At 61.2% G+C, this 12,900-nt stretch carries 11 protein-coding genes; 8 read left to right on the top strand and 3 right to left on the bottom strand.

Annotated features, from left to right (window positions below; all coding sequences use genetic code 11):
* Positions 1–490 precede the first annotated feature (490 nt).
* The 4 genes from peaA (at position 491) to peaD (ending at position 5,048) form a co-directional block, all read left to right on the top strand.
* Complete coding sequence (peaA, locus tag ABIE16_RS27530) at positions 491–2,071, top strand: quinohemoprotein amine dehydrogenase subunit alpha (RefSeq protein ID WP_429522342.1); 1,581 nt, start codon at positions 491–493, stop codon at positions 2,069–2,071.
* Between the two features lie 81 nt (positions 2,072–2,152).
* On the top strand, positions 2,153–3,583 hold the full coding sequence (gene peaB, locus ABIE16_RS27525) for a quinohemoprotein amine dehydrogenase maturation protein (RefSeq protein ID WP_349735350.1): 1,431 nt from the start codon (positions 2,153–2,155) through the stop codon (positions 3,581–3,583).
* A 1-nt stretch (position 3,584) separates the two neighbouring features.
* Positions 3,585–3,908 (top strand): quinohemoprotein amine dehydrogenase subunit gamma, encoded by a 324-nt coding sequence (gene qhpC / locus ABIE16_RS27520; RefSeq protein WP_008016081.1) that lies wholly within the window; start codon positions 3,585–3,587, stop codon positions 3,906–3,908.
* A gap of 21 nt (positions 3,909–3,929) precedes the next feature.
* The gene (peaD, locus tag ABIE16_RS27515; protein WP_090456933.1) at positions 3,930–5,048 is read left to right on the top strand and encodes a quinohemoprotein amine dehydrogenase subunit beta; all 1,119 of its coding nucleotides are present in this window, start codon (positions 3,930–3,932) and stop codon (positions 5,046–5,048) included.
* A gap of 282 nt (positions 5,049–5,330) precedes the next feature.
* Here the strand turns inward: peaD and ABIE16_RS27510 are convergent, their stop codons facing one another.
* Positions 5,331–5,732, bottom strand: coding sequence for a lysozyme inhibitor LprI family protein (locus ABIE16_RS27510; RefSeq protein ID WP_429522341.1), 402 nt, complete (start codon positions 5,730–5,732; stop codon positions 5,331–5,333).
* 277 nt (positions 5,733–6,009) lie between these two features.
* Between ABIE16_RS27510 and ABIE16_RS27505 the strand changes: the two genes are divergently transcribed.
* Positions 6,010–6,498, top strand: coding sequence for an SRPBCC family protein (locus ABIE16_RS27505; protein ID WP_057713927.1), 489 nt, complete (start codon positions 6,010–6,012; stop codon positions 6,496–6,498).
* A 285-nt stretch (positions 6,499–6,783) separates the two neighbouring features.
* On the opposite strand, the gene inhA is transcribed toward ABIE16_RS27505, so the two are convergent.
* Positions 6,784–7,470, bottom strand: coding sequence for an isonitrile hydratase (gene inhA, locus ABIE16_RS27500; protein WP_429522340.1), 687 nt, complete (start codon positions 7,468–7,470; stop codon positions 6,784–6,786).
* A gap of 89 nt (positions 7,471–7,559) precedes the next feature.
* Between inhA and ABIE16_RS27495 the strand changes: the two genes are divergently transcribed.
* Positions 7,560–8,543 (top strand): GlxA family transcriptional regulator, encoded by a 984-nt coding sequence (locus ABIE16_RS27495; protein WP_429522339.1) that lies wholly within the window; start codon positions 7,560–7,562, stop codon positions 8,541–8,543.
* Positions 8,544–8,583: 40 nt separating this feature from the next.
* On the opposite strand, the gene ABIE16_RS27490 is transcribed toward ABIE16_RS27495, so the two are convergent.
* Positions 8,584–10,407 carry a glycoside hydrolase family 15 protein gene (locus ABIE16_RS27490; protein ID WP_429522338.1) on the bottom strand — a complete coding sequence of 608 codons (1,824 nt, stop codon included), beginning with the start codon at positions 10,405–10,407 and terminating at the stop codon, positions 8,584–8,586.
* Between the two features lie 258 nt (positions 10,408–10,665).
* Here ABIE16_RS27490 and ABIE16_RS27485 point away from each other — a divergent pair, with 258 nt between their 5' ends.
* Positions 10,666–11,838 carry an MFS transporter gene (locus ABIE16_RS27485; protein WP_429522337.1) on the top strand — a complete coding sequence of 391 codons (1,173 nt, stop codon included), beginning with the start codon at positions 10,666–10,668 and terminating at the stop codon, positions 11,836–11,838.
* Between the two features lie 187 nt (positions 11,839–12,025).
* On the top strand, positions 12,026–12,760 hold the full coding sequence (locus ABIE16_RS27480; RefSeq protein WP_429522336.1) for a thioesterase II family protein: 735 nt from the start codon (positions 12,026–12,028) through the stop codon (positions 12,758–12,760).
* Positions 12,761–12,900: the final 140 nt, after the last annotated feature.

The raw sequence follows: 12,900 nt of genomic DNA, 5'->3' as shown, positions 1-12,900 counted from the left end.
TTCGCAATGCCTGTGCCAGTTGTGTTTTTTCGGCCGCAAGGCCCGATCTAGTGGGGTGACAGATATTTTCCGGGTCACCCTGACATCGATAAACGTCGCAAATTGCGACGACGTGAGACGTCCCGAACACAACACCCTGTAGGAGCGAGCCTGCTCGCGATGGACGAAAGAGCACTACGTTTAGCCTGTAAGCACGCGATATCGTTAACGACCATCGCGAGCAGGCTCGCTCCTACAGAAAACTATGCTTGTCTCAGAGTGAAACAGTTGTCGCGAAATTAAACGTGCAACGCCCATGACGTCTCCCGAAAAAAACCGGTTATTAGTCACAAGTCATTGATTCATTGAGATATTAATAAGCTGGCACGCTCCGTGTATTGCTCATCGCAGACGTTTCTCTTGCCTCCGTCAGCGGATCAAAGCCGGCGGCAGAAACCATAAAAACGATAAGCCACAACAATAAGAACGCACCGTGCGAGGTTCGACGTTGATGAAGAGAAAACTCCGATCAGGCATGAGCGCCAGCCTGCTGGCCGTAGCCGCTTGTGTAGCGCTGCATTCGCCTCATAGCCTGGCAGCCCGCGACGCCCAGACCATCCTCAAGGAAACCTGTCAGGGCTGTCACACCCCCGAAGCCGATAACGCCCTCAGCCGCATCAGCCACCAGCGCAAAACACCGGAAGGCTGGCTGATGAGCATTGCCCGGATGCAGACCATGCACGGTTTGCAGATCAGCGATGACGACCGTCGCACGCTGGTCAAATACCTGGCCGACACCCAGGGCCTGGCGCCGAGCGAAACCGACGGCGTGCGCTATGCACTGGAGCGCCGGCTCAATACCGTCGAGCAGTTCGACGACCAGACCAGCCAGATGTGCGGCCGCTGCCACTCCGGTGCGCGGGTTGCCCTGCAACGGCGTCCGGCCCAGGAGTGGGAACGCCTGGTGAATTTCCACCTCGGTCAGTGGCCGTCCCTGGAGTACCAGGCGCTGTCCCGGGACCGCGACTGGTTCGATATGGCCCGCAAAGAGATGGTGCCGCTGCTGGCCAAGCGTTATCCGCTGGACAACCCGGCCTGGAAAAAATGGCAGAGCGTCGCGCCGAAAGCCGATGCCCTGGTGGGCGACTGGAGCTTCAGCGGCCACTTGCCGGGCAAGGGTGAGCTGGCGGGTGTAATGACCGTGAGTGCCGATGGCAGCGACACCTTCAAGGTCAGCGTCAAAGGCCAGTACGCCGACGGCACGCCGTTCAACGGCAACGGCAGTGCAATCCTCTACACCGGCTACGAATGGCGCGGCAACGTGACCATCGATGGTGTGACCATGCGCCAGGTGTTCGCCGCCCAGGGCAATGCGATGCAGGGCCGGATGTTCGAGGCCGAGCACGACGAGCGTGGCCTGGACTTCGTCGCCGCCAAGCAAGGCTCCAACCGTTTGCTGGCGGTGCAGCCGGGTTATCTGAAGGCCGGCAGTGAAACCGAAGTGACCCTGATCGGCAGCGGCCTGACCGGCAAGCCGGACTTCGGCAAAGGCGTGGAAGTGCTCGAAGTGGTCGAGCAGAGCCCGGAGCGGATCAAGGTCAAGCTCAAGGCCGCCGCCAATGCCCAGCCAGGTTTGCGCGCGGTCAGCGTCGGCACGCTAAAGGGCCCGAGCCTGTCGGTGTATAGCAAGATCGCCTCGGTCAAGGTTGTGCCGGAATTCTCGGTGGCACGGATCGGCGAGGGCGGTGGTTCGACGCCGAAAGTCCAGGGCCGTTTCGACGCGGAAGCCTGGGGCAAGGGCGCTGATGGCAAGCCGTACCGCATCGGTGTGTTCCCGGCGCAGTGGAAAGTCGAGGCCTTCGACGACCGCGCCAGGGAAGACGAAGACGTCAAGTTCGCCGGCACCATGCAGGCCGACACCGGCGTGTTCACTCCGGGCGATGCCGGGCCGAACCCGGCACGCAAAATGTCCACCAACAATGCCGGCAACCTCAAGGTGATCGCCGCCGTCGACGACGCAGGGAAATCCCTGACCGGCGAAGGCCACCTGATCGTGACCGTGCAACGCTGGAACAATCCACCCATTCCGTGAGTTGGCTGACGGCACAGGCTTCAGACACTTTTCGGAATGACCGCAAGCCCCGCCAAGCGGGGCCTGCACAGGAGGTTTGCCATGGGCGCTATCTTGAATCTGGTCGAACGCAACCTGCACGAAGTGCAGGTCGATGCTGACCGCATGCTGTTTCACATCCCCAGCAGTTCGCTGTTCGCCAGCGATGAACTGACGGGCACCATCATCGACACCTTGCGCGGGCCAGGTTGTTCCTCGGACGACCTGATCCAGCGCCTGGCCGCGCGTTTCAACGGCGAGGAAATCACCGAGACCCTGCGCGAGCTGATGGCCCTGGAACTGGTCAGCGACGGCTCGCCGCTGACCCCCGACATCGCGACCAAGCGGGTCGAGCGCACGGCGATCAATACCGTGGTGCTCAACGTCAACACCGGCTGCAACCTGAGCTGCACGTATTGCTACAAGGAAGACCTCGACAAGCCGTCGGCGGGCAAGAAAATGGACGTCGAAACGGCGATCGCCTCGGTGGAAATGCTACTGCGCGAATCCCCGGACGAAGAGCGTTTCACCGTGGTGTTCTTCGGCGGCGAACCGCTGAGCAACCGCAAGCTGATCGAGTACATGGTCGACTATTGTGAGAAGCGTTTTCACGAGGCGGGCAAGTTCGTCGAATTCGTCATGACCACCAACGCCACGTTGCTCACCGAAGAAACGGTGGATTACCTCAATGCCCATCGTTTCGGGCTGTCGGTGAGCATCGACGGGCCGAAGACCGTGCACGACCGCAACCGCATCACCGTGGGCGGGCAGGGCACCTATGACGTGGTGCGGCGCAAGGCCGAGATGCTGTTGTCGCGCTACAACAGCCGTCCGGTCGGAGCTCGCGTAACGCTCACCACCGGCGTGACCGACGTCGAAACCATCTGGGATCACCTGTTCAACGAACTGGGTTTTGCCGAAGTCGGCTTTGCCCCGGTGACCTCCGGCGACATCAGCAGCTTCAATCTCACCAGCGATGAACTGGTGCAGGTGTTCGCCAACATGAAGGCGCTGGGTCGTCGTTACCTGGAAGCGGCGCTGGAACACCGCAACATCGGGTTCTCCAACCTGCACCAGCTCATCACCGACATCCACGAAGGCCACAAGAAAGCCCTGCCATGCGGCGCGGGCCTGAAGATGCTGGCGGTGGATCACAAGGGCGAGCTGAACCTGTGCCACCGTTTTACCGGTTCGAGCCTGCCGACCTTCGGCAACGTCCATAGCGGCGTGAAACAGGTGGAGTTGAACGACTTCCTGTCCCAGCGCCTGGACCGCACCAACACTGGCTGCGAAGACTGTCAGATCCGCAACCTGTGTTCCGGCGGCTGCTACCACGAGAGCTACGCCCGCTATGGCGATCCGACCCACCCAACCTATCACTACTGCGAACTGATGCGTGACTGGGTCGACTTCGGCATCGAGGTCTACACCCGGATCATGGCCAATAACCCTGCGTTCATCAGCAGTTACATCACTCCGCGCAAGGCTCACTGATATGAAACATCTCAAGGCAATCAATAACAAAGCGTTGAAGCTGGATCAGGCCGCGGATGAAAACCGCATAGAAGAAGTGGTGGCCATGAGTTCCGTGGCGGGCTGTGCCTCGACCACCGACCCGGGCTGGGAAATCGATGCGTTTGGCGGTGTGTCGTCGTTGTGCCAGCCGATGGAGGCCGATCTCTACGGGTGCTCCGACCCTTGCTGGTGGCCGGCCCAGGTGCCCGACATGATGAGCACCTACCCGGACTGGAACAAGGATGCCCAGGCGTCCAACGACAACTGGCGCAACCTCGGCACTGTCTTCCCCAAAGACAAGTGATCACAGAAGAAGGATTCCAGCATGCGTAACATCAAAGCCTGCGGCCTGGCCGCGTTCGCCGTCCTGAGCAGCTGTTCTGTCAGTGTTCTGGCCGATGAAAATACCGCGCTGCAAGTCGGTCACGAATACATGGTGACCACCAACTACCCGAACAACCTGCACGTGATCGACCTGGCCACCGACACGCTGTTCAAGACCTGCAAGATGCCCGATGCCTTCGGTCCCGGCTCCGTGCAGTTGTCGCCGGACCGCAAGACCGCCTACGTGCTGAACAATCACTATGCGGATGTCTACGGTGTCGAACTGGACAACTGCAAGCAGGTGTTCCACGCCAGCATCACCCAGAAGCCGGGTGAGAAGGCCAGGTCCATGTTCGCCTTCACGGTCAGCCACGACGGCAAGGAGCTGTACACCGTCGCCAACCCGACGCTGATGATGAACGATCGCTACGAAGTGCAGCAGCCACGGCTCGACGTGTATTCGACCGATGCCGGCATGGACGCCAAGCCGCTGCGCAGTTTCCCGGCGCCGCGCCAACTGACCATCATGCAGAGCGGTGACGACGGCACGCTGTACGTGGCCGGGGCGGACGTTTACAAGGTCAATGTGCAAACCGGCAAGTTCGACGTACTGATCCCCAGCCGTCACTGGAAACGCCCGAACTACAGCGCACCGGACGTGCTCTACGTGTGGAACCAGCAGACCTATCGGCATGACTTCTCGCTGCTCTACACCGCGGCGAAATTCAAGGACAAGAAACAGGACCCGGCCACCGCCGAATACCTGTACGGCCTGTTCAGCGTCGACCTGAAGACCGGCAAGACCGAAACCACCGACTTCGGGCCTCTGACCGAAATCTACTTCAGCGGCATGCGTTCGCCCAAGGACCCGAACCTGATGTTTGGCGTACTCAACCGCCTGGCCAAGTACGACATCAAGCAGAAGAAAATGCTCCAGTCCGCCGCGCTCGATCACTCGTATTACTGCATTTCCTTCAACAAGGACGGCAGCAAGATCTACCTGGCGGGGACGTTCAACGACGTGGCGATCTTTGATGCCGACAGCCTGAAGCAGACGGGCAGCATCAAGTTGCCGGGCGGAGACATGGCGATTACCACGGCGCAGATTTTTGTCCGGTAATTACGGCGCCTGAACTGACGCCTTCGCGGGCAAGCCCGCTCCCACAGTGGACTCGCAGTGTGATCACTATCGCGTGAACACCACTGAACCCTGTGGGAGCGGGCTTGCCCGCGATGGCGGCATGTCAGGCAACATCAATGTTGAATGTGCCGACCTCATCGCGAGCAAGCTCGCTCCCACAGTTTTTGTGGTGACGCCGGCATTGCGAGTACACCCTAATCCCCTGTGGGAGCGAGCTTGCTCGCGATGGGGCCCTCAAAAACACCGCAAAAACAGCAAAAATCAAACCCCCGGCACCGGGCAACTCATATCCCCCTCCTGGCACTTCAGGTAGTTCTTGAACGTCTGAACCCGTGCCTTGGTCAGTTCCGTGGTGCAGTTGCTGTAAATCAGCGGATACACACTCCCGCCTTCCACCCCGGATGCCGAAAACTTGCACTCGGCATCGCGGAACGCAACCCACGCCCGCTGCGCACCCACCAACTGCTTCTTGCTGTCCGGGTTGCTCTTGAGCCGCGAAGTGATCTGCTGGTACAGCGCATTCAATTCCTTGTCGGCGGCCGCGTTCTGCTGCGCCGCGCACTGGTTCATCGTCGCCTGATCGCTGGCGTTGTCGCAGTCCACGGCGAACGCCATGGAGGTGAACAACAGGGGGGGCAGCGCCAAGAGTAAGCGTGGGTTCATGCTGGAGTGCTCGCTGTGACCGAAAGAAATATGCAGTGTAGCGCCGAGGGGCACAGGCAACTGCCGCGCAGATTTTTCATGTCGCTATCCTTTTCCATGCTGTTTCGAGGGCAAACGTTAGCAGTTTCGACCCGCTGACTTTGCGATTGCCCAGAACTTATCCACGCAAATGCAACCGAATATCTAAGGTATGGTTGATTGCTTATCCCGATTGGTACAACTTTAGGGTTGGTCTTGTGGTCTTACTGGCCTACTGTTCAAGTACAGGAGGTGACTTATGAACCCAGCATCTGATCGCATCGAAAGGAAAATCCTGCTCAAGGCCAAGCGTTCACAGGTCTGGCGTGTGCTGGCCAATGCCGAAGTGTTCGGACAGTGGTTTGGCGTGGCGCTGGAAGGCAAGCGTTTTGTGGCAGGCGAATGGACCCAGGGGCAGGTTACCTATCCCGGTTATGAACATTTGCGCTGGAATGTACTGGTAGAGCGGGTCGAGCCGGAGCGGCTGCTTTCGTTTCGCTGGCACCCGTATGCCGTGAACCCTGAAGTCGATTACTCCCAGGAGCCCACCACCCTGGTGAAATTCGAGCTCGAAGACATGGACAACGGCACGTTGCTCAAGGTCTCCGAGTCCGGTTTCGATCACATTCCCCAGGCCCGTCGCGAAAGGGCTTTCCGCATGGACAGTCGTGGCTGGGAAGAGCAAATGAACAATATCGAGCAGTTTTTGATCGACAATGCCAAAGCCCACGAGCAACAGAGTGGCTGAAGTCGGCTCGAAACCTGAGGCGTCTAAGGGTTTTCGGACGGTGGTTTATAGCGAATGTCTTACACGCGATGGTAGCGATATCGCCTGTTACAAATTGGATCCGAAGCGTAATCTGGCCTCACCCACTGAAGCACAGGATGTGCTCAGGATCATGGATGATCGACCATATGCAAGGAACGCAACGACAAGGAGTCGTCATGGTCTTGGAAAAACCCGCTTCGGCGGGTTTTTTTTGCGCGCATGAAAAGTCGTGGCGGCAGGAACCGGGTTCCCGCCGCCATTTTTTCACTGTCGATCGAGTTTCGCCGCCGCGCGCTCGGTGATCTGCGCCCGCAGTTTCAACGAGCCGGCAGCCCGCTGGCGAGCCTCTCCCAACACGCTGGCCGGGGCCGTCTCGGGGCTGCCTGCGGTAAACGGCGGGGCCGGGGCGTATTCCAGTTGCAGTTGCACCAACTCGGCGGTGGCCTGGTCGAACAGCTCGGCGGCCAGGGTCAGGGCGAAGTCGATACCGGCGGTGATGCCGCCACCGGTCAACAGATTGCCGTCACGAACCACCCGGTCTTGCACCGCGATTGCGCCCAGCGGCTTGAGTAGTTCGTGATATGCCCAGTGAGTGGTGGCGCGTTTGCCCTTGAGCAATCCCGCCGCACCCAGCACCAGCGAGCCGGTGCACACCGAAGTGATGTACCGCGCGTTGGCGGCCTGGGCCTTGAGAAAGTCCAGAGTCTGGTCATCTTCCATCAAGGGTCCGACGCCACTGCCACCGGGCACGCAGATCACGTCCAGTGCCGGGCAATTATCGAAGGTGGTGGTCGGTTTCAACAGCAGGCCGGTGCTGGCGGTGACCGGCATAAGGTCTTTCCAGATCAGATGTACTTTCACATCCGGCAGCGAGGCCAGTACGTCGTAAGGGCCGGTCAGGTCCAGTTGCTGAACCTGTGGAAACAACAGAAAACCGATCTGCAACGTCATGGTGTTTTTTCTCGTGAAGTGGGTGGACGGTTTGACTCTAGGCTCGTAGGCTTTGGCGCATACGCCAATATCCCCACGAATTACGCCAAATGTCGAAAACCATCCATGTACTCGCTTTCGCCAACGTGCAAATACTCGACGTCACCGGGCCGTTGCAGGTTTTCGCTTCGGCCAACGACATAGCCCGCCAGCAAGGCCTGCCGCCACCCTACGCACCGACCGTGATTACCAGTGGCGGCGGGGCGGTGATGTCGTCGGCGGGGTTGGCGCTGTTGGCCGAACCGTTGCCGGATGAGGGCACTGATACCCTGATCATCGCCGGTGGCTGGGGTGTTTACGCAGCTGCGGAAGATGCGCCGTTGGTCGCCTGGGTGCGCGAACATGCCCGTGGCTGCCGGCGGGTTTCCTCGGTATGCACCGGTGCGTTCCTGCTGGCGGCCAGCGGCTGGCTCGACGGCCGGCGCGTGGTCACCCACTGGACCCGTTGCGAGCAACTGGCGCAGCAGCATCCGCAATTGCACGTCGAGCCCAACCCGATCTTCATCAACGACGGCCCGGTCTGGACCTCGGCCGGGGTGACCGCCGGCATCGACCTGGCGTTGGCCATGGTCGAAGAAGACCTGGGGCGCACCATGGCCCTAGAAGTCGCGAGGCAACTGGTGGTGTTTCTCAAACGTCCGGGTGGCCAGTCGCAATTCAGCGTGACCTTGTCACTGCAACAGGAAGGCAACCGTTTCGACGAACTTCACGCCTGGATCAGCGAAAATCTGGCCCGCGACCTTGGCATCCCGACCCTGGCCTTGCAGGCCGGCATGAGCGAACGCAGCTTCGTGCGCCACTACCGCGCCGACACCGGCCAGACCCCGGCCCGGGCCATCGAACTGATCCGCGTCGAAACCGCGCGGCGTTTGCTCAGCGATACCGGCGTGCCGATCAAACGAGTAGCGGTGCAATGCGGCTTCGGCAGCGAAGAAACCCTGCGCCGCAGTTTCCTGCGGGCCATGGGCGTGACGCCACAGGCTTATCGGGAGCGGTTTTCGGTCAGTGTCAGCGCAGATCCACTGGTGTCTTGAGCCACCTTTTGCCTGAGTTCGAACATTGTTTAACCCGTATTCACGGCTGCCAAAATCCCTTCTCCCCACTCAACCTCCGATCCAGAAAGCAAGCCGCACTGATCAATGCCAGATGCGTCAATGCCTGCGGCGTGTTGCCCATGTGCCGCCCATGGCTGTCGAACTCTTCGGCATACAACCCCAGCGGGTTGGCGTACCTGAGCAGTTGTTCGAACTCAAGGTGGGCCTTGTCGAGCTGGCCGGCGCGGGCCAGGCATTCGACGTACCAGAACGAGCATGCGGCAAAGGCGCCTTCGCTGCCGGGCAGGCCGTCGATCTGGCTGTCGTCGTTGCGGTAGCGGTAGATCATGCCGTCGCGTACCAGGCTTCTTTCGATGGCTTGCAGGGTCGCCAGCCAGCGCGGGTCGCGGGCGCTGACGAAACGCACCAACGGCATCAGCAGCATCGAACCGTCCAGGCCGGTGCCGCCGATGTGCTGGACGAAATGCCCGCGTTCCTCGCACCAGAAGTTCTCCCAGATGTCGGTGTAGATCGCCTGGCGGGTCTGGTCCCAGCGCGCGAAAGGTGCCGGCAGCGAGCGCTTTGACGCGAGGCGGATGGCGCGGTCCAGGGCGACCCAGCACATCAGCCGTGAATGCAGGAAATGGTATTGCTCGCCGCGCATTTCCCAGATGCCGACATCTTTCTGCTCCCAGGTTTCACAGACCTGATCGACCACCTCCACCGTGTGTTTCCAGCCTTCATGGGAGATGGCTTCGCCGTATTTGTTGACCAGGTAAATCGCGTCCATCAGCTCGCCAAAGATATCGAGCTGGACCTGTTCATAGGCCTGATTGCCGATGCGCACCGGTTGTGCGCCACCATGGCCGGACAGGTGCGTCAGCTCGATCTCCGGTAATTCCTGGCGACCGTCGATGGCATACAGGATGTTGAGTTTCATCGGCTTGCCCTGACAGTCGCTGACCCGCCCCCGCAACCAGCGCATGTAGGCGTTGGCCTCTTCGACGAAGCCCAGGCGCATGAATGCATAGACGGTGAACGAGGCGTCGCGGATCCAGGTGAAGCGATAGTCCCAGTTGCGCGAACCACCAGGGCTTTCCGGCAGGCCGAAGGTGGCGGCGGCGAGAATGGCGCCGTGCTTGCGCGAGGTCAGCAGCTTCATCGCCAGGGCCGAGCGGTTGACCATTTCGCGCCAGCGGCCGCGGTAGTTGGACTGGCCGATCCAGTCGCGCCAGAATTTCAGGGTGCGCTCCAGGCACAGTTGTGCAGCGCCTTCCTTTAAGCGCGGATCGTCGAGGGCACCGAGCAGGAATTGACTGGTCTGGTCTTGTTCGAGGGTGAATTCGGCCACCGCCGCATTGCCGTCGATATGCAAAACCTGATCCGAAGACAGGCGCAGGGATGGCTGATCGACCGCGTCGAAGGTGACGTCTTTTTCATCCATGCGTGCGCGGGTTTTGGCGCGAGCGTAGTCATGACGCACGGCGCAGCGCATCTGGAAGGTGGCGCGGCCGCTGACCACACGGATCCGCCGCATCAGCAGCGGCAGGTCATCCTCGGTGTCACCGACCGGCAGCAGGTCGGTGACCTCGACCACGGCGCGATCGCTGAGCCAGCGGGTCAGCAGCACATTGGTGTCGGGCAGGTAGATTTGTTCGCGACGGGCGTCGGGCAAATCCGGCGACAACTGGAAAATCCCCGCCTCGGGGGTGTCCAGCAGCGAGCAGAAGATCGACGGACTGTCGAATTCCGGCCAGCAGAAAAAGTCCACGCTGCCCTTGTCATTGACCAGCGCCGCGCTGCGCATATCGCCGATGATGCCGTGGGCGTCGATGGGGCTTTGGCGTTCGGGGTGATCAGCCATTGTCGCGAAACTCCGGGAACCGGGGGCCTATTCAACTGACTGGTCGGGGTCGGTGAGAGTTCATTTGGCGAAGGGAGGTCAGTTGTCTGTTCTGGCCCCTTCGCGAGCAGGCTCGCTCCCACAGTTGATTGGTGTACGCCGGCCATTGTGGGAGCGAGCCTGCTCGCGATGGGGGCCTTCACATTCAACCAACAATTCCACGCTTCCCCCGCAATCAGCCGTTGTGGCAACGTGCAGTCCCCTGATGAGACCCATCCCATGGCAAACCCCTATCGAGAGTTGTTCAAAGCCCCCGGCAGCCGCGCATTCGTGCTGGCCGGAATGATCGCGCGCATGCCGATTTCGATGACCGGCATCGGCCTGATCACCATGCTCTCGCAGTTGCAGGGTGGCTACGCAATGGCCGGCGCGGTGGCGGCGACGTTCGCCCTGGCCACGGCGTTTTGTGCGCCGCAGGTGTCGCGGCTGGTGGATCGATTTGGCCAGGGGCGGATTCTACCGGTATCGGCGTTGCTGGGCGGTGGGGCACTGTTGCTGTTGTTGCTGTGCACGCGGTTGCAGGCGCCGCACTGGACGCTGTTTTTCTTCGCCGCGCTGGCCGGTTGCATGCCGAGCATGTCGGCGATGGTGCGGGCACGCTGGACTGAGGTGTATCGCGGCCGCCCCGAGTTGCAAACCGCCTACGCCCTGGAGTCGGTGCTGGACGAAGTCTGCTTCATCGTCGGGCCGCCATTGTCCGTGGGGTTGTGCGTGGTGGCATTCCCCGAGGCCGGGCCGCTGGCGGCCTTGCTGGCGCTGGCCATCGGCGTCACCGCATTCGTCCTGCAGCGCAGCACGGAGCCGCCGGTGCATCCCCATGAAGAGCATCACCAGGGCTCGATCATCCGTTCCCGCGATATTCAGTTGCTGATGCTGTTGATGGTCGCCATGGGCACCATTGTCGGTGTGGTGGACGTGGTCAGCGTCGCCTTCGCCCAGCAGCAGGGCCAACCGGCGGCGGCGAGTATCGTGCTGTCGGTGTACGCCATCGGCTCGTGCCTGGCCGGGTTGGCGTTCGGCGCACTGCGCTCGAAAGTGCCGCTGGCGCGCCTGTTCCTGTACGGCGGGGTGGCGACGGCGGTGACCACCTTGCCGTTGCTGCTGGCGACGAACATTTTCGGTTTGTCATTGGCGGTGTTTGTCGCCGGCCTGTTTTTCGCGCCGACGCTGATTGTCGCCATGGCCCTGGTGGAGCAGATCGTACCGCCGGCCAAACTCACCGAAGGCCTGACTTGGCTGGTCACCGGCCTGAGCATCGGCGTGGCGATCGGCGCCGCCGGCTCCGGCTGGCTGGTGGACGCCTTCGGCGCGCGCAGCGGGTTCTGGCTGGCGATTGCGGCGGGGGCAGTGGTGCTCGGTTCGGCAATCCCGAGCTATCGCCATCTGAAATAAAGATTCAATGCTGGAAACAGCCTCCTGTGGGAGCGAGCTTGCTCGCGATGACGGTGTGTCAGGCACTCATGATGTCGACTGACACTCCGCTATCGCGAGCAAGCTCGCTCCCACAGGGTTACTCACATGGCTAATTCTTTGGGCACCTCATCCGTTCTCTTAGCAGACAACTCTCGAGGAAAGCCCGGTGACCCCGCTGACATTGCTGTGCCTGCCCTATTCGGGCGCGAGTGCCATGGTCTATAGCCGTTGGCGGCGAAAACTGCCGGAGTGGCTCAAGCTGCAACCGGTGGAGCTTCCGGGGCGGGGCGCGCGCTACGGTGAGCCCTTGCACACCGACATGCGCCGTCTGGCGCTGCAATTGGCCCAGGAACAGAAAGCCACGCTCAAGGCGCCGTATGCGTTGTTCGGCCACAGCATGGGGGCGCTGCTGGCCTGCGAGATGGCCCATGCGTTTCGCTCGCTGGGTTGCCCGGAACCGGTGGCGCTGTTCGCCTCGGGCACCGCCGCACCGACGCTGCGCGCCGATTACGACCGTCAGTATGCCGAGCCGAAAACCGACGCCGAACTGATCGAGCAATTGCGCACCCTCAACGGCACCAGCGAAGAGATCCTGGCCAATGAAGAGTTGATGAGCCTGACCCTGCCGGTGCTGCGCGCGGACTTCCTGCTGTGCGGGCGTTTCGAGCCGGTGCAGCGCCCGTTGCTCAGGTGCCCGGTGCACGTGCTCGGCGGCAAGACCGACCGCGCCACCGCCGAACAGTTGATCGGCTGGAGCCAGGAAACCCGTGGCAGTTTTTCGGTGGACATGCTGGCTGGCGGGCACTTCTTCATCCATGAGCAGGAAGCGAAGGTGCTGCGGGTGATCAAGGATCAGCTTGAGGTGCATCATCGGCGGCTTTCCATGGCTGCCGTGGGTTAACACCACTCCCAAATTTCACCCGATCCCTGTGGGAGCGAGCTTGCTCGCGATGGCGTCGTGTCAGCCGGCAATAATGGTGCCTGACACACAGCTATCGCGAGCAAGCTCGCTCCCACATTTTTGATTTTCAGTAGCCCCGA

Source organism: Pseudomonas sp. 2725 (genome assembly GCF_050434585.1).
Taxonomy (GTDB): Bacteria; Pseudomonadota; Gammaproteobacteria; order Pseudomonadales; family Pseudomonadaceae; genus Aquipseudomonas; species Aquipseudomonas jessenii.
The sequence above is the reverse complement of the archived record's forward strand: the minus strand, read 5'-3'. Positions and strand labels throughout refer to the sequence as shown.